This window comes from Streptomyces sp. NPDC053069, from assembly GCF_044546895.1.
In the GTDB taxonomy this organism is placed as follows: domain Bacteria; phylum Actinomycetota; class Actinomycetes; order Streptomycetales; family Streptomycetaceae; genus Streptomyces.
Genome location: NZ_JBITZN010000012.1, coordinates 140755 through 164265, shown reverse-complemented (window position 1 = coordinate 164265; position 23511 = coordinate 140755). Strand labels below are relative to the sequence as shown.

Annotated in this window: 21 protein-coding genes and 1 riboswitch; of the genes, 14 read left to right on the top strand and 7 right to left on the bottom strand. The window is 72.2% G+C overall.

Features of this window, described 5'->3' with window-relative positions:
- The first annotated feature begins 305 nt into the window (after window positions 1–305).
- The 4 genes from ACIGXP_RS26815 (at window position 306) to ACIGXP_RS26800 (ending at window position 5099) form a co-directional block, all read left to right on the top strand.
- Complete coding sequence (locus ACIGXP_RS26815) at window positions 306–1700, top strand: pitrilysin family protein (protein WP_363215058.1); 1395 nt, start codon at window positions 306–308, stop codon at window positions 1698–1700.
- The gene (locus ACIGXP_RS26810; RefSeq protein WP_363215059.1) at window positions 1697–3085 is read left to right on the top strand and encodes a pitrilysin family protein; all 1389 of its coding nucleotides are present in this window, start codon (window positions 1697–1699) and stop codon (window positions 3083–3085) included. Before ACIGXP_RS26815 ends, ACIGXP_RS26810 begins: the two co-directional genes overlap by 4 nt.
- Before the next feature lie 213 nt (window positions 3086–3298).
- Window positions 3299–3459: riboswitch (cyclic di-AMP (ydaO/yuaA leader) on the top strand.
- 12 nt (window positions 3460–3471) lie between these two features.
- A complete protein-coding gene (locus ACIGXP_RS26805) occupies window positions 3472–4215 on the top strand; it encodes a M23 family metallopeptidase (protein ID WP_399772368.1) in 744 nt (247 codons plus the stop codon).
- A gap of 197 nt (window positions 4216–4412) precedes the next feature.
- Window positions 4413–5099: a GntR family transcriptional regulator gene (locus ACIGXP_RS26800; RefSeq protein WP_399772366.1), complete on the top strand. Its 687-nt coding sequence runs from the start codon at window positions 4413–4415 to the stop codon at window positions 5097–5099.
- Window positions 5100–5238: 139 nt separating this feature from the next.
- On the opposite strand, the gene ACIGXP_RS26795 is transcribed toward ACIGXP_RS26800, so the two are convergent.
- Window positions 5239–5520 (bottom strand): HPr family phosphocarrier protein, encoded by a 282-nt coding sequence (locus ACIGXP_RS26795; protein ID WP_399772363.1) that lies wholly within the window; start codon window positions 5518–5520, stop codon window positions 5239–5241.
- Window positions 5521–5698: 178 nt separating this feature from the next.
- Between ACIGXP_RS26795 and ACIGXP_RS26790 the strand changes: the two genes are divergently transcribed.
- From ACIGXP_RS26790 to ACIGXP_RS26770, 5 genes are read left to right on the top strand one after another with little or no spacing between them, the layout of a single operon-like run.
- Entirely contained in the window at window positions 5699–8581 is a 2883-nt protein-coding gene (locus ACIGXP_RS26790; RefSeq protein ID WP_399772360.1) for a GNAT family N-acetyltransferase, read from the top strand.
- Window positions 8582–8599: 18 nt separating this feature from the next.
- Complete coding sequence (locus ACIGXP_RS26785; protein ID WP_399772358.1) at window positions 8600–9013, top strand: hypothetical protein; 414 nt, start codon at window positions 8600–8602, stop codon at window positions 9011–9013.
- 10 nt (window positions 9014–9023) lie between these two features.
- The gene (locus tag ACIGXP_RS26780; protein WP_363215064.1) at window positions 9024–9611 is read left to right on the top strand and encodes a DUF5998 family protein; all 588 of its coding nucleotides are present in this window, start codon (window positions 9024–9026) and stop codon (window positions 9609–9611) included.
- On the top strand, window positions 9611–10801 hold the full coding sequence (locus tag ACIGXP_RS26775) for a nucleotide pyrophosphatase/phosphodiesterase family protein (RefSeq protein WP_363215065.1): 1191 nt from the start codon (window positions 9611–9613) through the stop codon (window positions 10799–10801). Before ACIGXP_RS26780 ends, ACIGXP_RS26775 begins: the two co-directional genes overlap by 1 nt.
- Before the next feature lie 50 nt (window positions 10802–10851).
- Entirely contained in the window at window positions 10852–11502 is a 651-nt protein-coding gene (locus ACIGXP_RS26770) for a thymidine kinase (protein WP_399772353.1), read from the top strand.
- A gap of 448 nt (window positions 11503–11950) precedes the next feature.
- Here ACIGXP_RS26770 and ACIGXP_RS26765 read toward each other — a convergent pair whose 3' ends face one another.
- Entirely contained in the window at window positions 11951–12898 is a 948-nt protein-coding gene (locus ACIGXP_RS26765) for a LysR family transcriptional regulator (RefSeq protein WP_399772350.1), read from the bottom strand.
- Window positions 12899–12969: 71 nt separating this feature from the next.
- Between ACIGXP_RS26765 and ACIGXP_RS26760 the strand changes: the two genes are divergently transcribed.
- Window positions 12970–13704: an SDR family oxidoreductase gene (locus ACIGXP_RS26760; RefSeq protein WP_399772347.1), complete on the top strand. Its 735-nt coding sequence runs from the start codon at window positions 12970–12972 to the stop codon at window positions 13702–13704.
- A gap of 217 nt (window positions 13705–13921) precedes the next feature.
- Here ACIGXP_RS26760 and ACIGXP_RS26755 read toward each other — a convergent pair whose 3' ends face one another.
- Window positions 13922–14713 carry a VOC family protein gene (locus tag ACIGXP_RS26755; protein ID WP_399772344.1) on the bottom strand — a complete coding sequence of 264 codons (792 nt, stop codon included), beginning with the start codon at window positions 14711–14713 and terminating at the stop codon, window positions 13922–13924.
- Between the two features lie 321 nt (window positions 14714–15034).
- On the opposite strand from ACIGXP_RS26755, the gene ACIGXP_RS26750 reads away from it, so the two are divergent.
- Entirely contained in the window at window positions 15035–15886 is an 852-nt protein-coding gene (locus ACIGXP_RS26750; RefSeq protein WP_399772341.1) for a sulfurtransferase, read from the top strand.
- Between the two features lie 56 nt (window positions 15887–15942).
- Here ACIGXP_RS26750 and sepH read toward each other — a convergent pair whose 3' ends face one another.
- The 3 genes from sepH to ACIGXP_RS26735 all read right to left on the bottom strand — a co-directional run bounded on the left by sepH (window position 15943) and on the right by ACIGXP_RS26735 (window position 19947).
- Complete coding sequence (gene sepH, locus ACIGXP_RS26745; protein WP_363215071.1) at window positions 15943–16983, bottom strand: septation protein SepH; 1041 nt, start codon at window positions 16981–16983, stop codon at window positions 15943–15945.
- Between the two features lie 446 nt (window positions 16984–17429).
- A complete protein-coding gene (locus ACIGXP_RS26740; protein WP_399772338.1) occupies window positions 17430–18749 on the bottom strand; it encodes a D-arabinono-1,4-lactone oxidase in 1320 nt (439 codons plus the stop codon).
- Window positions 18709–19947 (bottom strand): MFS transporter, encoded by a 1239-nt coding sequence (locus ACIGXP_RS26735; protein ID WP_399772335.1) that lies wholly within the window; start codon window positions 19945–19947, stop codon window positions 18709–18711. Before ACIGXP_RS26735 ends, ACIGXP_RS26740 begins: the two co-directional genes overlap by 41 nt.
- Window positions 19948–20119: 172 nt before the next feature.
- On the opposite strand from ACIGXP_RS26735, the gene ACIGXP_RS26730 reads away from it, so the two are divergent.
- Entirely contained in the window at window positions 20120–21247 is a 1128-nt protein-coding gene (locus ACIGXP_RS26730) for a ferrochelatase (protein WP_399772332.1), read from the top strand.
- Between the two features lie 8 nt (window positions 21248–21255).
- Window positions 21256–22071, top strand: coding sequence for an inositol monophosphatase family protein (locus ACIGXP_RS26725; RefSeq protein WP_399772329.1), 816 nt, complete (start codon window positions 21256–21258; stop codon window positions 22069–22071).
- A gap of 189 nt (window positions 22072–22260) precedes the next feature.
- Here ACIGXP_RS26725 and ACIGXP_RS26720 read toward each other — a convergent pair whose 3' ends face one another.
- A complete protein-coding gene (locus ACIGXP_RS26720; protein WP_167528465.1) occupies window positions 22261–22434 on the bottom strand; it encodes a hypothetical protein in 174 nt (57 codons plus the stop codon).
- Window positions 22435–22852: 418 nt separating this feature from the next.
- Here ACIGXP_RS26720 and ACIGXP_RS26715 point away from each other — a divergent pair, with 418 nt between their 5' ends.
- Window positions 22853–23506, top strand: coding sequence for a response regulator transcription factor (locus ACIGXP_RS26715; RefSeq protein ID WP_031165802.1), 654 nt, complete (start codon window positions 22853–22855; stop codon window positions 23504–23506).
- Window positions 23507–23511 lie beyond the last annotated feature (5 nt).

Here is a 23511-nt window from a genome sequence, read left to right as displayed (position 1 = left end):
GATCTGTTTGTTCGCCTGCGGGGCGCCTCTCGACACCTACGCGCCCCTCCGGCTCGCTCTTGCGTGAAGCGTGGGACGGATCTGACGCCGACCATTGTGGACCGAGGCACTGACAAGCCGTACCACGACCCGGGTCCAGGCGGCTTCCCGGGCCGGTGGGCCGGGTCCGGGGCAGGCTACGCGATCCGCTGTGGGCGTACGTCCCGCGGGAACTTCGCCGAGCCCCCGCACGCTGTGCATACAGTGGCAGGAACGGCAGGAAGACCGCGGTTTTCACAACCGCATCCGCTCGCGAAGGGATGTACATGCCCATGGGTCACACGACCACAGCCGAGGCAGGCTCCGGGGGCCTGACAGCGACCGAGCACCGCCTGGCCAACGGTCTGCGCGTGGTGCTTTCCGAGGACCACCTGACCCCGGTGGCGGCGGTCTGCCTCTGGTACGACGTCGGCTCCCGCCACGAAGTCAAGGGGCGTACCGGTCTGGCTCACCTTTTCGAGCACCTGATGTTCCAGGGCTCGGCTCAGGTCAAGGGCAACGGTCACTTCGAGCTGGTGCAGGGCGCCGGCGGCTCGCTCAACGGCACCACCAGCTTCGAGCGCACCAACTACTTCGAGACCATGCCCGCGCACCAGCTGGAGCTCGCCCTCTGGCTGGAGGCCGACCGCATGGGCTCGCTGCTCGCCGCCCTGGACGACGAGTCCATGGAGAACCAGCGGGACGTCGTCAAGAACGAACGCCGCCAGCGCTACGACAACGTGCCCTACGGCACCGCCTTCGAGAAGCTGACCGCCCTGTCGTACCCGGAGGGCCACCCCTACCACCACACGCCGATCGGCTCCATGGCGGACCTGGACGCGGCCACCCTGGAGGACGCCCGCCAGTTCTTCCGCACCTACTACGCGCCGAACAACGCGGTGCTCTCCGTGGTCGGCGACATCGACCCCCAGCAGACCCTCGCCTGGATCGAGAAGTACTTCGGCTCGATCCCCGCGCACGACGGCAAGCCCGCACCGCGTGACGGCTCCCTGCCGGAGGTCATCGGCGAGCAGAAGCGCGAGGTCCTCGTCGAGGAGGTTCCGGCGCGCGCCCTGATGGCCGCCTACCGGCTCCCGCACGACGGCACGCGCGCGTGCGACGCGGCCGACCTCGCCCTGACCGTCCTCGGCGGCGGCGAGTCCTCCCGCCTGTACAACCGGCTCGTGCGCCGCGACCGTACGGCTGTCGCGGCCGGCTTCGGCCTGCTGCGCCTGGCCGGCGCGCCCTCGATGGGCTGGCTGGACGTGAAGGCCTCCGGTGACGTCGAGGTGCCGGTCATCGAGGCCGCCATCGACGAGGAGCTGGCCCGGTTCGCCGAGGAGGGCCCCACCCCCGAGGAGATGGAGCGCGCCCAGGCCCAGTTGGAGCGCGAGTGGCTGGACCGGCTCGGTACGGTCGCCGGCCGTGCGGACGAACTGTGCCGGTACGCCGTCCTGTTCGGCGACCCGCAGCTCGCCCTCACCGCCGTCAAGCGCGTCCTGGAGGTGACTCCTCAGGAGGTCCAGGAGGTCGCCAAGGCCCGTCTGCGTCCCGACAACCGCGCGGTCCTGGTCTACGAACCGAAGTCCCCGGAGGAGGCCCCGGACGCCGACGTCCCCGAGGACCCGGAGCAGGAAGCGACCGTAGAGGCCGGTAACGAGAACGAGGAGACGGCCAAGTGACCGAGCTCGCCACCATGGACTTCCACCCCCAGCCGCAGCCCGGCGAGGCCCGGCCCTGGGCGTTCCCGGCGCCCGAGCGCACCGCGCTCGGCAACGGCCTGACCGTGCTGCGCTGCCACCGCCCCGGCCAGCAGGTCGTCGCCGTCGAGGTGCTGCTCGACGCACCCCTGGACGCCGAGCCGGCCGGCCTGGACGGCGTTGCCACGATCATGGCGCGGGCCTTCTCCGAGGGCACCGACAAGCACTCCGCCGAGGAGTTCGCCGCCGAGCTGGAGCGCGCGGGCGCCACGCTCGACGCGCACGCCGACCACCCCGGCGTCCGGCTCAGCCTGGAGGTCCCGGCCTCCCGCCTGGCCAAGGGCCTCGGCCTGATCGCCGACGCCCTGCGCGCGCCCGCCTTCGCCGAGAGCGAGGTGGAGCGGCTGGTCCGCAACCGCCTGGACGAGATCCCGCACGAGCTGGCCAACCCCTCCCGCCGGGCCGCCAAGGAACTCTCCAAGGAGCTCTTCCCGGCGACCTCGCGCATGTCGCGTCCGCGCCAGGGCACCGAGGAGACCGTCGAGAAGATCGACGCCGCCGCCGTACGCGCCTTCTACGACCGGTACGTACGCCCCGCCACGGCCACGGCCGTCGTGGTCGGCGACCTCACCGGGATCGACCTGGACGCGCTGCTCGGCGACACCCTGGGCGCCTGGACCGGCACCCCGGGCGAGCCGCGGCCCGTGCCCCCGGTGACCGCGGACGACACCGGCCGCGTGGTCATCGTGGACCGGCCCGGCGCCGTTCAGACGCAGCTGCTCATCGGCCGCGTCGGCCCCGACCGGCACGACCGCGTGTGGCCCGCCCAGGTGCTCGGCACCTACTGCCTGGGCGGCACCCTCACCTCCCGCCTGGACCGCGTCCTGCGCGAGGAGAAGGGCTACACCTACGGAGTGCGCGCCTTCGGGCAGGTCCTCAGGTCCGCACCGGACGGCACGGGCGCCTCCATGCTCGCCATCAGCGGCTCCGTGGACACCCCCAACACCGGTCCCGCGCTGGAGGACCTGTGGAAGGTGCTGCGGACCCTCGCGGCGGAGGGCCTGACCGACGCCGAGCGGGACGTGGCCGTGCAGAACCTCGTCGGGGTGGCGCCGCTGAAGTACGAGACCGCGGCGGCCGTGGCGAGCACGCTGGCCGATCAGGTCGAGCAGCACCTCCCCGACGACTTCCAGGCGACGCTGTATCAGCAGCTGGCCGCGACGGGCACGGTGGAGGCCACGGCGGCCGTCGTGAACGCCTTCCCGGTGGACCGCATGGTGACCGTCCTCGTCGGTGACGCCGCCCAGATCAAGGCGCCGGTCGAGGCACTCGGCATCGGCGATGTGACCGTGGTGGCGGCCGAGTAGCAACGGCACGCACGCGAGGGGCCCTGACGGTCGACACACCGTCAGGGCCCCTGCGGTTCCACTCCCTTCCCCAGATGCCCGATTTGAGGCGGAGGTTGCCTGTCTGCCCTGTGGGATGCGCTACAAAAGCCCGGATCCGTTTGAGGTTGGAAAGCAGGCTTCCGTAGCGTCGTCCGGGCTGTTCGTCAGGCAGTACGCCGCACCCGCGGCACCGGACAGCCATCGCCGAGTCCCCGTACGGCGCGAGCCAGGGGAGCCGGGGACCCACCGTCCCTGGGGTGAATCGGGCGCCCGCGCGACAGCGAGGGGGCCTGTAGGAGACCTTCCTGCTCCGAACCCGTCAGCTAACCCGGTAGGCGAGAGGGAAGGAAAGGACCAGCCACTTCATGGCGTTCATGTGCGCCACCGGGAAGCATCGCAAGCCCGGCCGGGTCAAGCGCACCACCGCTCAGGCGGCCGGCATCGCGGCCCTCACCACCACCGGCGTCATCGGCACCCTCGCGGCGTCTCCGGCGACGGCCGCCGAGAACACCGCCGAGCAGACCGGCCTCACCCCGGTGATCAGCGTCGGCGACGACATCGCCGAGCAGATCGACGCGCAGGCCGCCGCCCAGCAGCAGGCCGCCGAACAGAAGGCGGCCGAGGAGGCCGCGGCCAAGCGGGCCCAGGAGATCCGCCAGGCCAGGGCCCGCGCCGCCCGCGAGGCCGAGCGCGAGCGGCTGAACGCCTTCGTCGCCCCGGTCGCACACTCCTACGTGTCGACGGCCTACAAGGCCAGCAGCTCGCTGTGGTCCTCCGGTTCGCACACCGGTATCGACTTCCACGCGGCCAGCGGCACGCCCGTCCACGCCGTCGGCATGGGCACCGTCGTCTCCACAGGCTGGGGCGGCGCGTACGGCAACGAGATCGTGATCCGCATGGCCGACGGCATGTACACCCAGTACGGCCATCTGTCGTCGATCGGCGTCACGGTGGGCCAGCAGGTCACCCCGGGCCTGCAGATCGGCCTGTCCGGCGCGACCGGCAACGTCACCGGTCCGCACCTCCACTTCGAGGCCCGTACGACTCCCGACTACGGCTCGGACGTCGACCCGGTCGCCTACCTCCGCAAGCACGGCGTGGACGTCTGACGCCCCTGCCGCTCCCCGGAAGCCCCGCCCGCACCGGCCGGGGCTTCCGCCGTTTTCCGGCGCGTCCACCGGACCCGCCGGCCAAAAAAATATCCATGGATTCCGGCCCGCCGTCGGAATGTCCGACGCATTGGAATAGAGTCACGGAACACGCGTCCATCGTCGACGTTTCACGGGGATTAAGACGGAGGTCGGTCATGCGTATTCCGGCGCACTCGGTGTGCACGGCGATCCGGGACGACATCGTGGCCGGTGTCCATGAGCGCGGCGGCCGCCTCACCGAGGAAGTCCTGGCCCGCCGCTACGGCGTCTCGCGCGTCCCCGTCCGCGAGGCGCTGCGCACCCTGGAGGCCGAGGGATTCGTGGTGACCCGCCGGCACGCCGGCGCGTGCGTGGCCGAGCCGACCGAGCAGGAGGCGGCCGACCTGCTGGAGATGCGCATGCTCCTGGAGCCGCTCGGAGCCGCCCGGGCCGCCCAGCGCCGCACGGAGGCCCACCTGAAGGTGCTGCGCGGCCTGGTCAGGATCGGTCAGGAGCGGGCCAGGAGGGGCCACAGCGACGATCTGCGCTCACTGGGCGGCTGGTTCCACGAGACGCTCGCCCAGGCCTGTGGCAGTCCCTCGCTGAGCGCGATGCTCACCCAGCTGCGGCACAAGATCGCCTGGATGTACGCGGTGGAGGCGCCGCCGAGCCCGGTGGAGTCCTGGGCGGAACACGGCGCCATCGTCGACGCGGTGGCGCGCGGCGACGGCGAGCGCGCGCGGGCGGTCACGGCGCTGCACACCGAGCGCGCGACGGCCGCGCACCGGCTCCGTTTTTCCGGGTCCGCCGAGCGCGTGAGGACTTCGCAACACGCCGTAAACATGCCGAGCCTTCGGCATTAACACGGGCACCGTATACAAAGAAGGGGCTATTCGGTGGGCATGATTTCCGCTGCCCTTTTCTCCGGCGCCCTGAATTCTTGTTCCGGAAAACGCGGAAGCCGCGCCACCCGGAATGGGCGGCGCGGCTCCCTCGCCTTGCTCAGACGGTCTCGGGCAGCTCTTCCAGCCCCTCGGAGACCAGCTTGGCCAGACGGTCCAGGGCGACGTCCGCGCCCTCGGCGTCGGAGGCGAGGATGATCTCCTCGCCGCCCTGGGCGCCCAGGCCCAGGACAGCCAGCATGGAGGCCGCGTTGACGGGGTTGCCGTCAGCCTTGGCGATCGTCACCGGGACGCCTGCGGCCGTGGCGGCTCGGACGAAGATGGAGGCGGGGCGGGCGTGGAGGCCCTCGGCCCAGCCGACGTTGACGCGGCGCTCAGCCATGTGTTGCTGCCCTTCAGTCTTCAGGGTTGTCTAGACCAGTTTCCCATATCGTGAAGCATGCCCGGAGCGGACCTTCGTCCTGCCCCGGCGGGTCGTCGGACCGCGGCCTCGGTCCGACTCGTCGTCCTCCACAGACTGCCCCGCGCCGTTGTCGTACGCGAGCCGTACTCTGGGGCCCATGCAGACCTCGGCGGACCGGCAGGACCGGCACCAGTACCCCGCCCACTGGGAGGCGGACGTGGTGCTGCGCGACGGGGGTACCGCGCGCATCCGGCCCATCACCATTGATGACGCCGACCGCCTGGTCAGCTTCTACGAGCAGGTCTCGGACGAGTCGAAGTACTACCGCTTCTTCGCGCCGTACCCCAGGCTCTCCGCCAAGGACGTCCACCGCTTCACGCACCACGACTTTGTGGACCGGGTGGGACTCGCGGCCACCATCGGCGGCGAGTTCATCGCCACCGTACGCTACGACCGCATCGGCACCGACGGCCTGCCCGCCTCCGCGCCCGCAGACGAGGCCGAGGTCGCCTTCCTCGTGCAGGACGCCCACCAGGGCCGCGGGGTCGCCTCCGCCCTGCTGGAGCACATCGCCGCCGTCGCCCGCGAGCGCGGCATCCGCCGCTTCGCCGCCGAGGTACTGCCCGCCAACAACAAGATGATCAAGGTGTTCACGGACGCCGGCTACACCCAGAAGCGCAGCTTCGAGGACGGCGTCGTACGCCTGGAGTTCGACCTCGAACCCACCGACCGCTCCCTCGCCGTGCAGCGCGCGCGGGAACAGCGCGCCGAGGCCCGCTCGGTACGGCGGCTGCTCGCGCCCGGTTCCGTGGCGGTCGTCGGCGTCGGCCGCGCCCCCGGCGGAGTCGGCCGCAGCGTCCTCGGCAACATCCGGGACGCCGGCTACGGCGGCCGGCTGCACGCCGTGAACAAGGCCTTCCCGGCGCACATCGAGGAGGTCGACGGGGTGCCGGCGCACCGGTCCGTGCGGGACATCGACGGCCCGGTGGACCTCGCCGTCGTCGCCGTGCCGGCCGAGCAGGTGCCCGCGGTGGTCGCCGAATGCGGAGAACACGGGGTGCAGGGACTCGTCGTGCTCTCCGCCGGGTACGCCGAGAGCGGGCCCGAGGGACGCGAGCGGCAGCGGGCGCTCGTGCGGCAGGCACGCGCGTACGGCATGCGGATCATCGGCCCGAACGCGTTCGGGATCATCAACACCGCACCGGACGTCCGGCTGAACGCCTCCCTGGCCCCGCAGATGCCCCGCCCCGGCCGCATCGGCATGTTCGCCCAGTCCGGCGCCATCGGCATCGCCCTGCTGTCCCGGCTGCACCGGCGCGGGGGAGGGGTCACCGGGGTCACCGGCGTGTCCACCTTCGTGTCCGCCGGCAACCGCGCGGACGTCTCCGGCAACGACGTCCTCCAGTACTGGTACGACGACCCCGAGACCGACGTCGCCCTCATGTATCTGGAGTCCATCGGCAACCCCCGCAAGTTCACGCGCCTCGCACGGCGGACCGCGGCGGCGAAACCGCTGGTCGTGGTGCAGGGGGTCGGCTCCGCGCCGCAGGGGCACGCGGTGCGGGCCACCCGGCTGCCGCACGCCACCGTCTCCGCGCTGCTGCGGCAGGCCGGGGTGATCCGGGTCGAGACGATCACCGAGCTGGTCGACGCGGGGTTGCTGCTCGCGCGGCAGCCGCTCCCTGCGGGGCCGAGAGTGGCGATCCTCGGGAACTCCGAGTCACTGGGGGTGCTGACCTACGACCGCTGTCTCGCCGAGGGGCTGCGGCCGTCGCGTCCGGTGGACCTGACGACGGGAGCGACGGCGGAGGATTTCCACCGGGCGCTGACGCGGGCGCTGGCCGACGACACGTGCGACTCCGTCGTGGTGACGGCGATACCGGCCATCGGGGAGGCGTCGCCGGGGGATGCGGAGCTGGCCGAGGCTCTGCGCTCCGCTGCGGCTGCGGTTCCTGGTAAGCCGGTGCTCGTTGTGCACGTGGAGCTCGGGGGACTTGCCGAAGCGTTGTCGGCTGCGGCCAGTACTGCACCGCAGGCCGTCAAGGCACCCGGTACCGAGGGCGGTGCCCACCCGTTCCGCCCTGCGGAACGACTGCCCATCGCGGGGGCGGAACGACCGGTCACCGCGGGAGCGGTCGACAGTGGGTCCTCTGCGGCGACGGCCCCTCCGGAAGGCACCCGTCTCATCCCCGCCTACCCCGCCGCCGAACGTGCCGTGCGGGCGTTGGCCGAAGCCGTCAGGTACGGGCAGTGGCGGCGGGAGGCCATGGACCCGGGAAAGGTGCCCGAGTACGACGACATCGACGAGAAGGGTGCCGCGCGACTGATCGGTGAGCTGCTCGCGCGCGGGGAAGGGCTCACCATCTCCGACGCGGAGACCTGCGAGCTCCTCGGCAAATACGGCATCCCCGTGCGGCGCGCGCTGCCCGCGCCCACCCCCGACGCCGCCGCGGAAGCCGCCCGCTTCCTCGGCTACCCCGTGGCCCTCAAGGCCACCGCCCCGCACCTCAGGCACCGCGCCGACCTGGGCGGCGTACGCCTCGATCTCGCGGACGAGGACCAACTGCGCCGGACCTACGCCGAGTTGACGGAGCTGTTCGGCAAGCCGGAGGAGCTGCGGCCGGTGGTGCAGGGCATGGCGCCGCGCGGCGTCGACACCGTCGTACGGGCGGTGATCGACCCGGCGGCCGGGGCCGTGCTGTCCTTCGGACTCGCCGGGGCCACCTCGCAGCTGCTCGGGGACATGGCGCACCGGCTCGTCCCGGTCACCGACCGGGAGGCGACCTCGCTGGTGCGCTCGATCCGTACCGCGCCGCTGCTGTTCGGCTGGCGCGGCTCCACGCCCGTCGACACCCCGGCGCTGGAGGAGCTGCTGCTGCGGGTGTCCCGGCTGGTCGACGATCACCCGGAGGTGGTCGCCGTCACCCTGGAACCGGTCGTCGTCGCCCCGCACGGCGTGAGCGTCCTCGGCGCCACGGTACGGCTCGCGCCCCCGCCCGCCCGCGACGACCTCGGCCCGCGCACGATGCCGGCCTACTGACGGGGGAGGGGGGAGCGCATGGAGATCGCCGGCCGGAGGCTGCCCGAGGGCAGCTGGGGGGACTGGGAAGTGATCGTCCGGGACGGCCGGCAGCTGCGGCCGGCCGCCGGGTACGACCTCACCCACCACCATGGCCCGGAGGTCGTCTTCACCGCCCCGGCCTTCGTCTCCTGCCCCTCGGCCTTCCAGGCTCCCGTCTTCCGCGAGCCGGCCGCGGAGGAGACGGCACGGCTGCGGCGGACGCTGGGCGGGACGGCGCCCGTCGTCGTCGCGTTCGAGGCGGACGCCGGCGGGACCGAACCCGTCTCCTGCCTGATCGCTGCCGAGGGACTGGACATCCTGCCGGGGCTTGTCCAGCGGCACCCACGCGCGCATGTGCGGGCCGCCCCCGGTCTCCGCGCCTGGCCCGGACCCCCCTTGCCCACGGATTAGGATGGACGCCATGGCCAAGACCAGTACGACGACCCAGGGGCTGCGCGCGGCGATCGAGCGCAGCGGCTACTACCCGGCCCTCGTGGCCGAGGCGGTGGAGGCCGCTGTGGGCGGCGAGCCCATCCGGTCGTACCTGGTCCACCAGGAGACGACGTTCGACCAGAACGAGGTCCGCCGGCATGTCACGGTGCTGGTCCTCACCGGCAACCGCTTCATCGTCAGCCACACCGACGAGCAGGCCGCCGACAGCACCTCCCCGACGCCGTACGCCACCACCTCCACCGAGTCCGTGAAGCTCGGCCGGATCTCCTCGGTGGTGGTCAGCCGCGTGGTCGCGAACCCGGAGCAGTACGCGCCGGGCACGCTGCCCCGCGAGGTCGTGCTGACCATCGGCTGGGGCGCGGTCAACCGCATCGACCTGGAGCCCGCCGCCTGCGGCGACCCCAACTGCGACGCCGACCACGGCTACACGGGCAACTCCACGGCGGACGACCTCAGCCTGCGCGTCAGCGAGGCCGGGGACGGCCCGGAGACGGTGCGCCAGGCGCTCGCCTTCGCACAGGCCATCTCGGAGGCGACCGCGGACATCACCCGCTGATGTCCCAGCTCTCCGCCTGGGACCACCCGGAACCGCTCGCCCTGGACACCGCGCCGCTGCCCGAGTACGGCACCGGCTCGCTCGCCGATCTGCTGCCCACCCTGGCGGCTGGGATGGGCGTCCCCGGCATGACCGCGACGATCCAGGAACTGACCCCCGCAGACCGCGTCTGTGTCTTCCTGATCGACGGGCTCGGCTGGGAGCAGCTGCTGGCCCACCGGGACGAGGCACCCTTCCTGACCTCGCTGCTCGGCACCTCGCGCGGCGGCACCGGCCGCCCGCTCACCGCCGGCTACCCGGCGACCACCGCGGTCTCCCTCGCCTCCGTCGGCACCGGCCTGCCGCCCGGTGCCCACGGACTGCCCGGCTACACGGTCCGCAACCCGGCCACCGGCGAGCTGATGAACCAGCTCCGCTGGCAGCCGTACACCGATCCGCGCGCCTGGCAGCCGTACCCCACCGTCTTCCAGCTCGCCGAGCAGGCCGGGGTGCACGCCGCACAGGTGACCTCGCCCGCCTTCGAGCACACCCCGCTCACCAAGATCGCGCTCAGCGGCGGCGGCTTCCACGGCCGGCTGAGCGGCGAGGAGCGCATGGACCTCGCGGCCGAGCAACTGGCCGCCGGGGACCGCTCCCTGGTCTACACGTACTACTCCGAGCTGGACGGCGCCGGGCACCGCTACGGCGTCGCCTCGGACACCTGGCGCGGCCAGCTGATGTACGTCGACCGGCTCGTCCAGCGCCTCGCCGAGCAACTGCCGCCGCGCAGCGCGCTCTACGTCACCGCCGACCACGGCATGGTCGACGTCCCGTTCGACGAGGAGCACCGCCTCGACTTCGACACGGACTGGGAACTGCGCGCCGGAGTCGCCCTGCTGGGCGGCGAGGGCCGGGCGCGGCACGTGTACGCGGTGCCGGGCGCCGAGAACGACGTACTGACCGTCTGGCGCGAGGTGCTCGGCGAGCAGTTCTGGGTGGCCTCGCGGGACGAGGCGATCGCAGCGGGCTGGTTCGGGCCGCACATCGACGAGCGGGTCCATCCACGGCTCGGTGACGTGGTCGCGGCCGCGCACGACGACGTCCTGATCATCGCGTCCGAGCGGGAGCCGAAGGAGTCGGCGCTGGTCGGCAACCACGGTTCGATGACGCCTGCCGAGCAGCTGGTCCCGCTGCTCGAAGTACGCTCCTGACGTCCTGACGCTCCCCTTGTGACTACTCGCCGAAAGGTGCTCAACTCCTCATGCCCGAGCTGGTGTTCTTCTCCGGAACGATGGACTGCGGGAAGTCGACGCTGGCTCTGCAGATCGAGCACAACCGCTCCGCGCGCGGCCTCGTCGGCATGATCTTCACCCGGAACGACCGCGCGGGCGAGGGCAAGCTGTCCTCGCGGCTCGGCCTGGTCACCGACGCCGTGGAGGTCGCCGACGACCAGGACCTGTACGGCTATCTCGTGGAACACCTCTCGCAGGGGCGCCGGGCCGACTATGTGATCGCGGACGAGGCGCAGTTCCTCGCGCCCGAGCAGATCGACCAGCTCGCGCGCGTGGTGGACGATCTCGGCCTGGACGTGTACGCCTTCGGGATCACCACCGACTTCCGCTCCAAGCTCTTCCCCGGCTCGCAGCGGCTGGTGGAGCTGGCCGACCGCATCGAGGTGCTCCAGGTGGAGGCGCTGTGCTGGTGCGGCGCCCGCGCCACGCACAACGCCCGCACGATAGGCGGCGAGATGGTCGTGGAGGGCGCCCAGGTGGTCGTCGGCGACGTCAACCAGGCGGCGGGCGAGGTCGGCTACGAGGTGCTGTGCCGTCGCCACCACCGCCGCCGTATGACCGCCGCAACGGCCCACGCAGCGGCCCTCTCCCCGGACGTCCTCCCCGTCTCCCCGTCCTGATTCCGCCCCTGAGCCTCTTCCGGCCCGTCCTGAGCCTCTTCCCGTCCGTCCCGACAGGTAAGGGGCACAGCCCCGTCCCGGTACCCCGCTCCCCTTCGGCCCGACCCGGCGCGTCGTGAGCCGGCCCGGCTCATTCCCGGCATGCCTTGAGCCCGGCTGGGCCGCCCCGGCTGGGTTCGCGCGGCCGGGCCGAGCCGGCGGTGCCGTCCCTGCTCCCGAGACGGCCGGTGCCCGGCCTTCGGGGAGCAGAAGCCGATCTCGCGGCGGCGGAGTCCGCCGACCATGTTGACCAGGTCCTTGAGGGACCGGCCGTAGCGGTCGAGCGCGGGGACGAGGCGGCATGCGCATGGCGGTGGCGGGTGAGGGGGTGCCGGCCTTTCTTCTCTTCGCGCTGGTGGTTGAAATCGGTCCTGCGGTGATCGTCCTGGCGAGGGGTGAGTGCCCCCGGTCAGTAGGCCAGTGCGGTCATGTGGTCGGGGTGGTGGGCGGCGACGTCGTGGGCGGCTTGGACGAAGGCGGCGACGGCTGCGGATCGCGAGGTCTCCGGCCAGGCGACCATGACCGCGCTGGGGCTGAGGCCGGTGACCGGCCGGTAGACGATGTCCGGGCGCTGGTGCCGCTGGGTGGTGGAGAGTGACAGGAACGCCACCGCCTGGCCCAGCGCGACCACCTCCAGCAGTTGCTCGACGCCGGCCACGAGCGGCCCCTCAGGAGTGTCGGCCGGCGCCAAGCCTGTGTGGACATCGCCTGCTTCCGCTCCGTCGCATCCTGTGTAGTAGGCGGTGGCGGAGGGGGCGGCCCCCTTCCAGCGTGGGATCGGTTCGCCCTTGAGGTCGGTCAGCCGCAGTCGCCGGCGTCCGGCCAGGCGGTGCCCGGCGGGGAGAACGGCCAGTCGCGGCTCGACCACGAGCGTCTGGGAATCCAGCCCTTGACCGTCGAACGGGCTGCGCAGCAGCGCTACGTCGGCACGGCCGTCCCGCAGCATGGCGATCGGCTCCCCGCTGCCGCCGACGACGACTTCGGGCGGCGGCAGATGCGAACCCGTTCCCCGGTAGGCGGCGAGGATCTCCCGCAGCAGCCCGGCATCGCCTCCCGGCTTGACCGCCACGACGAGCTGGGGTGTCGACTGACCGGCCCGGCGAGCACGCCGGGCCGCCGCGTGCACCGCGTCGACCGCGATCCGGGCCTGATCGAGCAGCACCTGACCGGCGTTGGTCAGCCTCACCTGCCGGGTGGTGCGCTCCAGCAGGCGTACCCCGAGCCGGGACTCCATCTGAGCGATCGCCTTCGACAGCGGGGGCTGCGCCATGCCCAGGCGTTGCGCGGCCCGGCTGAAGTTCAGTTCCTCGGCGACCGCGATGAAGTACCTCAGCTCGCGCACCTCCAGCTCACTCATATCTGTGGACTATAGATCCAGAGTCTTCTGGTCTTTCCCTGCCGCCCGTGGGTGAGGGGAGGCTGGGTGCCATGACGACTTCGCAGAAGACTGCTCTGATCACCGGCGCTAACAAGGGCATCGGCAAGGAAACGGCGCGCAGGCTCGCAGCCCTCGGCATCACCGTGCTGATCGGCGCCCGCAACGCCGAGCGTGGCGAGGCGGCGGCCGAGGAGCTTCGCGCCGACGGTGCCGACGTACGGTTCGTAGCGCTGGACGTCACCGACGAGGCCTCGGTCCAGGCCGCCGCCAAGCACATCGACGCCACGTTCGGCCGCCTCGACATCCTCGTCAACAACGCCGCGATCGCCGCCGGACCGCAAGAACCGAGTGAAACCCCCGCCGCCACCGTCCGGCAGGTCTACGAGACCAACGTGTTCGGCGTCATCGCGGTGACCCACGCCATGCTCCCCCTGCTCCGCCGCTCCGCCGCCGCACGCATCGTCAACATGTCCAGCGAACTCGGCTCCCTCACCCACCTGGCCGACCCGGGCAGCCCGTGGTCCGCCTACTACTCGGTCCTCCTCCCTTACTGCACCTCGAAGAGCGCGCTGAACGCGATCACCGTGCTCTACGCCAATGAACTGCGCGCCGAAGGGATCCTGGTCAACGCGGTGAGTCCCGGCTACTGCGCGACCGACCTCAACCGCCACACCGGGATACGCACGGCGGAGGAGGGCGCGGCCGTCGTGGTTGACCTGGCGACTGTGGGCGAGGACGGCCCGACGGGCGCCTTTCTGGCCGAGGACGGGCCGATTCCCTGGTGAGACCATGCCGCGCCGTCTCCGCCCGAAGCCTGCCGGGGTGTTCTCAACCTCCGCAGTGACGATCACTGGCCTCTTGCGCGGCGCCGTTCCCCGTTTGGCGCTTGCCAAGTGCTCGGTTGTCCTCTCGAACCGGAGCCCGTCGCGGCGGAGCCGCGTGTCGGTGCAGCCCGGCGCCCTGGTGCTGCAGTGCCGTCGGCCAGGGGCGCCGCCGTTTCGCTCAGTGCGGGTTCTGGACCACCGAGAACTCCGCGCCCTCCGGGTCCGCCACCGTGGCCACCCGGCCGTGCGGGCTGTCGTGCGGCGGCCGGATGACCCGGCCGCCGAGATCCGCGACCTGACGCGTCGTCGCATCGGCGTCGGCGACCTCGAAGTACGTCTGCCAGTGCGGTCCGCGATCGCGGGGCAGCGCGTGGCCCACGCCGTGCAGCCCGGCCACCGGGCGCCCGGCGAGATGGAGGGTCACGTAGTCGAAGTCGGCGGACACCACCGGCTGCTGCTCGTACCCGAACACGGTCGCGTAGAACTTGGCGACGCTCTCCGTCTCGAAGGTCACCAGCTCGTTCCACGCGGGCGTCCCGGCCACACCGGTGATCGCGGTGCCGAGATGCGCGGAGCCCTGCCAGATGCCGAACACCGCGCCGGAGGGGTCCGCGGCGATGGCCATCCGCCCGGCCTCCGCGGCGTCCAGCGGACCGACCGCCACCGTGCCGCCGCACTCCCGCACCGTGTCGGCCGTCGCGTCCACGTCGTCCGAGGCGAGGTACGGCGTCCAGGCGATCGGCAGCCGGCGGTCCGGGGGCAACTGGCCCATGCCCGCCACCTCGTGCCCGTCCAGCAGCGCCCGCACATACGGGCCGAGCTGCTGCGGGCCCGGCCGGAACTCCCAGCCGAACAGCTCACCGTAGAACTCCTCGGTGGCGCCCAGCCCGTGCGCCATCAGGCTCACCCAGCAGGGCGTGCCGGGCGCACGCCGCGCGTGCGGACCGGCCGGCTCCCGTGCCTCGGTCATCGATCACTCTCTCCCCGGCCCCTCGCGGTGGCCGTGTCGCTTCCGCTCCCCGGAAGGGGTGTCCACGCCGGCGGCGGGTACGCCCGCACCGGTGCCCGCATCCTCCACGGCGCCGTGTGCGATACCGCGCAGCCGCCCGGCGGTACGTCCGGGAGGATGCCCGATCTGCCGTCTTTCGCCGCTTCCTGACGATGGCCGGCGGGTGTCCGTCGGCTGTACAGCCCGTGCTCGATCCCGTACGCCTGGTGATCGAGCGTGTCCGGCCGAGCAGAGTAGCCGGACCTGGACGCCGCGGCCACCCCTGGCGTATGGATGGACGCCATGACAGCCATCATCACCGCAACCGATCTCGCACATGAGCTGGCCGGGGACCGCCCGCCGCTGCTGCTGGACGTGCGCTGGCAGCTGACCCTGGCCAAGGCGGCGGGCGCACCGGCCTTCGACGGGCGGGCCGAGTACGCGGCCGGTCACCTCCCCGGCGCGGTCTTCGTCGACCTGGACCGTGAACTGGCCGGAGCGCGCGGGGAACACGGCAGGCATCCGCTGCCGGACCTCGCGGAGTTCGGTGCCGCGATGCGCCGTGCGGGTGTGTCGGCCACCCGCCCGGTCGTCGTGTACGACGGCGGCCAGGGCTGGGCGGCGGCCCGCGCCTGGTGGCTGCTGCGCTGGACGGGTCACCCGGACGTGCGGGTCCTCGACGGCGGTCTGGCGGCCTGGGCGGGTGAGCTGTCCACCGAGGTGCCGGCGGTGGCCGAGGGCGACTTCCGGCCGGCGCCGGCCGCCGCGGGTCTGCTGGACGCGGACGGGGCAGCCGCACTGGCCCGCGCGGGCGTACTGCTGGACGCGCGTGCGGGGGAGCGGTACCGCGGGGAGGTGGAGCCGGTCGACCGGGTCGGCGGGCACATCCCGGGCGCGGTGTCGGCGCCCACGACGGAGAACGTGGGCCCGGACGGCCGCTTCCTGCCCGCGGCGGAGCTGCTGGACCGCTTCAAGGCCCTGGGCGTCTCCCCGGACACCGAGGTGGGCGTGTACTGCGGTTCGGGCGTCTCCGGTGCCCACGAGGTCCTCGCCCTCGCCGTGGCCGGCATTCCGGCGGCCCTGTACGTCGGTTCGTGGTCCGAGTGGTCCTCGGACCCGTCCCGTCCGGTGGCCGTGGGGGCGGATCCGCAGTAGCGGCAGCGGGAAGCGGGGGCACGCGCGCGTGCCCCCGCCGTTCCCGTACGGCCTGCTTACTCCTGCTTCTTGCGCCGCGTGCCGAACACGATCTCGTCCCAGCTCGGTACGGCCGCGCGGCGGCCGGGACGGACACCGTCGGCCTCGGCCTGCCGGTCGGTCGCGCCGATGAGCCGGTCGCGGTGGCTGCCGACGGAGCGGGGCATGAGGACGTCCGCGTAGGCCGAGCCGGCCGAGGCGGCCGGGGCCGGCGGCTCCTCGGCAGCCGGTTCGTCGGCGGGTTCCTCCGGCGTCTCCGCCGGGCGCTCGGGGACCACCAGGTCGCCCCGGAAGCTCGGCACGGCCTCCAGCAGGCTGGTCAGCGAGTCGCGTTCGCCCGTGCTGTCCTCGGCGGGCTCGGACGGCTGCGCGGGCAGGCTGGGCCGTTCCCGGTCGCTCCGGTCGAGCGCGCGGTCCATGGAACGCTCGCGCGGCAGCCGGGCGATGCGCGGGACGAACGGGAAGCTCGGCTCGGGCACGGCGAGGTCGTCGGACTCGCCGATGAGCGAGCGCGCCTCGTCGTCCACGGCCTGGACGAGCCGCCGGGGCGGGTCGTACGTCCAGCTCGCCGAGTGCGGTTCGCCCGCGACCTGGTAGACGAGGAGCACCTCCCAGGTGCCGTCGTCGCGGCGCCAGGAGTCCCACTGCACGCTGTCCTTCTCGGCGCCGCGCAGCAGCAGCCGCTCCTGCACGGCCTCGCCGAGCAGCGGACCGGAGTTCTCGCCGGGGCGGCGGACCGGGGTCTTGCGGGCGCGCTCCGCCATGAAGGCGCGCTCGGCCAGTACGGGGCCCTCGAAGCGCCGTACGCGGTCGACGGAGATGCCGGCGAGCTGAGCGACCTCTTCCGCGGTGGCCCCGGCGCGTATACGCGCCTGGATGTCACGCGGGCGCAGATGGCTCTCGACCTCGATCTCGATCTGGCCGAGACGCGGCCGATCGCCGCGCACGGCTGCGCGGAGCCGTTCGTCGATCGGAAGCGTGTACTCCGTAGAGTCGGCAGCCTTGAGCACCAGCCGTGTGCCGTCATTCGAGACGGCCACGACACGCAGTTCGGGCATGGGGACCTCCCGGGTGGTGCCTGCCGACGTCACGTGCGTCGCTGCTTCCGCTAGTCGAGTGTGGCCTGCCCGGGTGCAGCCTGCCACAACCTTGCCGAGTTGCCCGGCGTGTCGGGCACGGACCCTGGGTCGCCGTTATGGCACGGTTACCTGTTCGCAACGCTAAGTGACCAAGTCTGTCACCCTGTGCAACTAGCCCCCCTCCCGGCGGTCCTGCAAGGCCGCGGACACCCTGGTGGGAGACCGGGCCCAGGGCTCGCAACAGTACTCCATTTGGACCATGTGCGTGGATGGGCGCGCCGCCCAACTTCTGGCAAGGCCTATGACTTGGCCCTTGGCAACCGGTTTTACCGATCATGAACGTGGCGAACTTCACGCAATCAGCAGAAACGGAATTATTGGTTTCGTCGGTACGTCCGCCCTTCTCGGCGAGCCCGCCACGGGGTCTACGAGCCCAGAACCCTCCGCAAGTAGTCGTTCTGGAACAGCCGTTCCGGGTCCAGGCGGTCCCTCAGTGCGGTGAACTCGTCGAAACGCGGGTACACGCGTGCGAAGTACTCCGCGTCGCGCGTGTGCACCTTGCCCCAGTGCGGTCGGCCCTCGTGCGCGGTGAAGATCCGCTCGGCGGCGGTGAAGTAGGCCTGGTACGGCGTGCCCCGGAACATGTGGACGGCGACGTAGGCGGTGTCCCGGCCGGACGCGGTGGACAGGGTGATGTCGTCGGCCGGTGCGGTGCGCACCTCCACGGGGAAACTGACGCGCAGCCCGGAACGGTCGACCATGGTCTTCAGCTCCCGCAGCGTCTCGGTCAGGGCCGCGCGCGGGACGGCGTACTCCATCTCCACGAAGCGCACCCGGCGCGGGGAGGTGAAGACCTTGTAGGGGATGTCGGTGTACGTCCGCGCGGACAGGGCCTTGCTGGAGATCCGGGCGATGGCCGGGACGGTGGCGGGGACGGCTCGGCCGACCCACTGGGCCACCTGGAAGACGCCGTTGGAGAGGAACTCGTCCTCGAACCAGCCGGCCGGCTGCCCCACGGGCTGCTCGGGGCCGGCGCTGCGGTTGTTCCGCTTGGTGTTGGTGCTGCCGGTGTGCGGGAACCAGTAGAACTCGAAGTGCTCGTTCTCGGCCCACAGTTGGTCGAACTCGGCCAGCACCCGCTCGAAGGGCATCGGCTCCTCGCGCGCGGCGAGCAGGAAGAGCGGCTCCACGGCGAAGGTGATGGCGGTGACGATGCCGAGGGCGCCGAGGCCTATTCGGGCGGCCGCGAAGACGTCCGGGTTCTCCTTCTCGGAGCAGGTGAGCACCGAGCCGTCGGCCGTGACGAGTTCGAGGCCCTTGATCTGGGCCGCGATGGAGCCGGACGCACGGCCCGTGCCGTGCGTGCCGGTGCTGGTGGCCCCGGAGACGGTCTGCTCCATGATGTCGCCCATGTTGGTCAGCGACAGGCCCTCGCGCGCCAGGGCCACATTGAGTCTCTTGAGCGGGGTGCCGGCCTGCACCGTGACGGTCATGGCTTCACGGTCGATCCTGCGGATGCCCGTCAACAGTTGAGGGCGGATCGACACACCGTCGGTGGCCGCGATCGACGTGAAGGAGTGGCCGGTCCCGACCGCCTTCACCTTCAGGCCGTCCTCGGCCGCCCGGCGCACCGCCGCGGCCAGCTCGTCCACCGACGCCGGCGCGACCTGCCGGGCGGGCCGGGCCGAGACGTTCCCGCCCCAGTTACGCCAGGTGCCGTTCTTCCCGCTCGCCGTGCTGCTCAACGGTGCCTCCCCGACCCGCGGCCGGCCTGCGCAGCCGGCGGTACCCCAGGAAACCGACCGCGACCGCGACGGCCCCGGACACGGCCGGAACCCCGTACCCGGCCCGTGCCCCGGCGGCGTCGATCACCCAGCCGGCCAGGGAGGAGCCGAGCGCGACTCCGACCGCGAGGCCGGTGCTCACCCAGGTCATGCCCTCGGTGAGCTGCGCGCGAGGTACGTGCTCTTCGATGAGGGACATCGTCGTGATCATCGTCGGTGCGATGGACAGCCCCGCAACGAACAGCGCCACGGCCAGCAGCGGCAGGCTTCCGACCAGTAGGAGGGGGATCATACTCACGGCCATGGCCGCCACGCCCAGTAGCCAGCGACGTTCCGGTGCCCCGGCGAACCGCAGCAGCCCGAAGACCGCGCCGGCCACACAGGAACCGGCCGCGTACAGCGCGAGGACCAGGCTCGCGGCGCCCTTGTGGCCGCGCTCGTCGGCGAAGGCGACGGTGACCACGTCCACGGAGCCGAAGATCGCGCCGGTCGCGGCGAAGGTCGCCACCAGTACCTGCAGCCCCGGCGAGCGCAGGGCGCTGCCGCCGCCGTGCTTCTCGCGCGGGTGCGGCTCCGGCTCGGTGGCACGCTGGGCGGTGAGCCAGAAGACGCCGGCGGCCAGGAAGCAGGCGGCGAGCAGCGGCCCGGCCTCCGGGAACCAGGCCGTGGACAGCCCGATGGAGATGATCGGGCCGAAGATGAAGCACACCTCGTCGACGACCGACTCGAACGAGTAGGCGGTGTGCAGCTTGTCGGTGCCCCGGTACAGCGCCGCCCAGCGAGCTCGGATCATCGCGCCGAGGCTCGGCACCGAGCCGATCCCGGCGGCGCACACGAACAGCACCCAGTCCGGCCACTTCAGATGCGCGGCCAGCAGCAGCCCGGCCGCCGCCGTCAGGGCCACCAGGGTCGCGGGACGCAGTACCCGGCGCTGCCCGTGCTGGTCGACCAGCCGGGAGATCTGCGGGCCGATCACCGCGGCGGACAGCGCGATGGTGGCCGACAGCGCGCCCGCGAGCCCGTACCGCCCGGTCAGCTGGGAGACCATCGTGACCACGCCGATGCCCATCATCGACAGCGGCATCCGGCCGAGGAATCCCGCGGCGGAGAACGCCTTGGTGCCGGGCTCGGCGAACAGGGCTCTGTAGGGGCTGGGCACGGGGTCTCCGAAGCGGCTCGGTAAGGCGCGAATGCGGCTGATACAGCTTACGAGTTAGGGGACCCTAATTGCACCTCGTTCGACCGTGGGAAATACCGGCATAAACCGACTGGAACCCGACTCGTCACCCCACTGTTGCCCGGCTGTCAGTGCCGGGTGGCAGGATCGAGACATGCCAGACGCGCTCGATGCCACCCCGTACGACGCCCTGCTCCTGCTCTCCTTCGGCGGCCCCGAAGGCCCGGACGACGTCGTCCCCTTCCTGGAGAACGTCACGCGCGGGCGTGGCATCCCGAAGGAACGCCTGAAGGAAGTCGGGCAGCACTACTTCCTGTTCGGCGGGGTCAGCCCCATCAACGACCAGAACCGCGCCCTGCTGGACGCCCTGCGCAAGGACTTCGCCGAGCACGGACTGGACCTGCCGGTCTACTGGGGCAACCGCAACTGGGCGCCGTTCCTCACGGACACCCTGCGCGAGATGGTGGCCGACGGCCGCCGCCGCATCCTGGTGCTCGCCACCAGCGCCTACGCCTCCTACTCCGGCTGCCGGCAGTACCGCGAGAACCTCGCCGACGCGCTGGCCACCCTTCAGGCCGAGGGCCTGGAGCTGCCGAAGGTCGACAAGCTGCGGCACTACTTCAACCACCCCGGCTTCGTCGAGCCCATGATCGACGGCGTGCTGCGCTCCCTCGCCGACCTCCCCGAGGACGTCCGCGCGGGCGCTCACATCGCCTTCACCACGCACTCCATCCCGGCCTCCGCCGCCGACAGCTCAGGCCCGGTCGAGGCCCACGGGGAGGGCGGCGCGTACGTCGAGCAGCACCTGGAGGTGGCTCAGCTGATCGCCGACGCCGTCCGCGAGCGCACGGGCGTGGACCACCCCTGGCGGCTGGTCTACCAGTCCCGCTCCGGCGCCCCGCACATCCCGTGGCTGGAGCCGGACATCTGTGACCATCTGGAGGAGCAGCACGCGGCGGGCGTTCCGGCCGTCGTCATGGCGCCCATCGGCTTCGTCTCCGACCACATGGAGGTCCTCTACGACCTCGACACCGAGGCCACGGCCAAGGCCGAGGAGCTGGGCCTGCCGGTGCGCCGCTCGGCCACCGTGGGCGCCGACCCGCGGTTCGCCGCCGCGGTCCGCGAGCTGATCACCGAGCGTGCCGCCGTGGAGCGCGGTCAGGAGATCACTCCCTGCGCCCTGGGCGCCCTCGGCGCGAGCCACAACATCTGCCCCGTCGGCTGCTGTCCGTCCCGTACGCCCCGCCCGGCCGCCGCCGGCGCCGACAGCCCCTACGCGTGAGGAGCCCCGTGACCGACGCCCTGCACCGGGAACTGCTGGAGCTGGCCCGGGAGGCCGCCCGCCGGGCCGGGGAGCTGCTGCGCGACGGCCGCCCGGCCGACCTGGCCGTGGCGAGGACCAAGTCCAGCCCCATCGACGTCGTCACCGAGATGGACATCGCGGCGGAGAAGCTGATCACCGACCTGATCTCCGGCCGGCGGCCCGACGACGGCTTCCTCGGCGAGGAGGGCGCCTCCAGCGAGGGCACCAGCGGCATCCGCTGGGTGATCGACCCGCTGGACGGGACGGTGAACTACCTGTACGGCCTGCCGACCTGGGCGGTGTCCATCGCGGCCGAGCAGGACGGCGAGACGGTCGTCGGGGTCGTGGCGGCCCCGATGCGCGGCGAGACGTACCACGCCGTGCGCGGCGGCGGCGCATGGGCCACCGGCGCGTGGGAGGGTGAGCGGGCGCTCGCCTGCCGTCCCGCGCCCCCGCTGGAGCAGGCGCTGGTCTCCACCGGCTTCAACTACGTCGCCGAGGTCCGCACCCACCAGGCCGAGGTCGCCGGCCGGCTCATCCCGCTGCTGCGGGACATCCGGCGCAGCGGCTCGGCGGCGGTCGACCTGTGCGATGTGGCCTGCGGCCGGCTTGACGGGTACTACGAGCGGGGGCTCAACGCGTGGGACTTCGCCGCGGGTGACCTGATCGCCCGGGAGGCGGGCGCGCTGGTCGGTGGACGGCCCGGGGAGCGGCCGTCGCGGGATCTGACGGTCGCCGCGGCGCCGGGGGTGTTCGAGCCGCTGCAGGGGCTGCTGGAGGAGTTCGGCGCGTGGCACGACTGAGGGGGCAGGGCGCGGAGGCCGGCACTGCCGGTGACCGCCGTCGTGGCTGAGCGCCGCGGCGGCGCGAAGAAAGCGCCGGCCGGCTGCACGGCAGCCGCCGGCGGCAGGGAGCGCACCCGGTGCACCGCACGACGCAAAGGGACCCCGGCGCTGGATTCGCCGGGGTCCCTTCTTGCGCTTTCGAGCCGATCAGACGCGTGACGCGCCGACCTCCACACCGTGGTCGGCGGCGAGGCGTCGCAGGTCGTCGAGCTCTGCCTGCTCCACCTCGACGAGGAAGTCGTCGCCCTCGTCACGAGCCCGCGACAGGTCGGACTCGGTCGCCCTTATGCGCTGCAGAAGTCCTGCGGTGAAAGCGTCCATGCTGCGCCCCCTCGTCCTGGGTCGTGGGTCGGTGGCACGGGGGTGTGCCTGTTGGGAAAGGGGCGATCACGTCTCTCACGGGTGCCCAGCGCTGCCCTGCTGGGCGGCGACGGTGCCGGACACCCGCGCCCACTCTGCAACAAGCGGATCGCGGGGTACCGCATGGTGCTGCGGCACATGCAGAGCGTGATCGCGGGGTGTAAAGCCGTCCTCCCCCCGCTCCCTCACCCGGAAACCTCAACCGGAGGAGAAAATCTCGTATTCCTGCCCCGGGCGCCGGTCCGTGCCGTCCGCAACCCGCCTTACAGCCGACTTACGGCCGAAAAGGGCAGGATGGAGGTCACACCCCACGAACACCCCTGCCCGCACACGCCCACACGGTGCGCTGTCGCGGGTGGACAGAGGAAGGACAAGCGACGTGCGCGTACTCGTCGTCGAGGACGAGCAGCTGCTCGCCGATGCGGTGGCCACCGGACTGCGCCGGGAGGCCATGGCCGTCGACGTCGTGTACGACGGTGCGGCCGCCCTGGAGCGCATCGGCGTCAACGACTACGACGTGGTCGTCCTCGACCGCGACCTCCCGCTCGTCCACGGCGACGACGTCTGCCGCAAGATCGTGGAGCTGGGCATGCCCACGCGCGTGCTGATGCTCACCGCGTCCGGCGACGTCAGCGACCGGGTCGAGGGCCTGGAGATCGGCGCCGACGACTATCTGCCCAAGCCCTTCGCGTTCAGCGAGCTGATCGCGCGCGTGCGCGCCCTCGGCCGCCGTACGAGCGTGCCCCTGCCGCCGGTCCTGGAGCGCGCCGGCATCAAGCTGGACCCGAACCGCCGCGAGGTCTTCCGCGACGGCAAGGAGATCCAGCTCGCGCCCAAGGAGTTCGCGGTGCTGGAGGTCCTCATGCGCAGCGAGGGCGCGGTCGTCTCCGCCGAGCAGCTGCTGGAGAAGGCCTGGGACGAGAACACCGACCCGTTCACCAACGTCGTGCGCGTGACCGTGATGACCCTGCGGCGCAAGCTCGGCGAGCCCCCGGTGATCGTCACCGTCCCCGGCTCCGGCTACCGGATCTGATCCGC

What these genes read in the sequence shown, in the direction of transcription:
- ACIGXP_RS26815 (WP_363215058.1), top strand. Translation starts at nt 306, where the DNA reads ATGCCCATGGGTCACACGACCACAGCCGAGGCAGGCTCCGGGGGCCTG.
- ACIGXP_RS26805 (WP_399772368.1), top strand. Translation starts at nt 3,472, where the DNA reads ATGGCGTTCATGTGCGCCACCGGGAAGCATCGCAAGCCCGGCCGGGTC.
- ACIGXP_RS26800 (WP_399772366.1), top strand. Translation starts at nt 4,413, where the DNA reads ATGCGTATTCCGGCGCACTCGGTGTGCACGGCGATCCGGGACGACATC.
- ACIGXP_RS26795 (WP_399772363.1), bottom strand. Translation starts at nt 5,520, where the DNA reads ATGGCTGAGCGCCGCGTCAACGTCGGCTGGGCCGAGGGCCTCCACGCC.
- ACIGXP_RS26790 (WP_399772360.1), top strand. Translation starts at nt 5,699, where the DNA reads ATGCAGACCTCGGCGGACCGGCAGGACCGGCACCAGTACCCCGCCCAC.
- ACIGXP_RS26785 (WP_399772358.1), top strand. Translation starts at nt 8,600, where the DNA reads ATGGAGATCGCCGGCCGGAGGCTGCCCGAGGGCAGCTGGGGGGACTGG.
- ACIGXP_RS26780 (WP_363215064.1), top strand. Translation starts at nt 9,024, where the DNA reads ATGGCCAAGACCAGTACGACGACCCAGGGGCTGCGCGCGGCGATCGAG.
- ACIGXP_RS26775 (WP_363215065.1), top strand. Translation starts at nt 9,611, where the DNA reads ATGTCCCAGCTCTCCGCCTGGGACCACCCGGAACCGCTCGCCCTGGAC.
- ACIGXP_RS26770 (WP_399772353.1), top strand. Translation starts at nt 10,852, where the DNA reads ATGCCCGAGCTGGTGTTCTTCTCCGGAACGATGGACTGCGGGAAGTCG.
- ACIGXP_RS26765 (WP_399772350.1), bottom strand. Translation starts at nt 12,898, where the DNA reads ATGAGTGAGCTGGAGGTGCGCGAGCTGAGGTACTTCATCGCGGTCGCC.
- ACIGXP_RS26760 (WP_399772347.1), top strand. Translation starts at nt 12,970, where the DNA reads ATGACGACTTCGCAGAAGACTGCTCTGATCACCGGCGCTAACAAGGGC.
- ACIGXP_RS26755 (WP_399772344.1), bottom strand. Translation starts at nt 14,713, where the DNA reads ATGACCGAGGCACGGGAGCCGGCCGGTCCGCACGCGCGGCGTGCGCCC.
- ACIGXP_RS26750 (WP_399772341.1), top strand. Translation starts at nt 15,035, where the DNA reads ATGACAGCCATCATCACCGCAACCGATCTCGCACATGAGCTGGCCGGG.
- sepH (WP_363215071.1), bottom strand. Translation starts at nt 16,983, where the DNA reads ATGCCCGAACTGCGTGTCGTGGCCGTCTCGAATGACGGCACACGGCTG.
- ACIGXP_RS26730 (WP_399772332.1), top strand. Translation starts at nt 20,120, where the DNA reads ATGCCAGACGCGCTCGATGCCACCCCGTACGACGCCCTGCTCCTGCTC.
- ACIGXP_RS26720 (WP_167528465.1), bottom strand. Translation starts at nt 22,434, where the DNA reads ATGGACGCTTTCACCGCAGGACTTCTGCAGCGCATAAGGGCGACCGAG.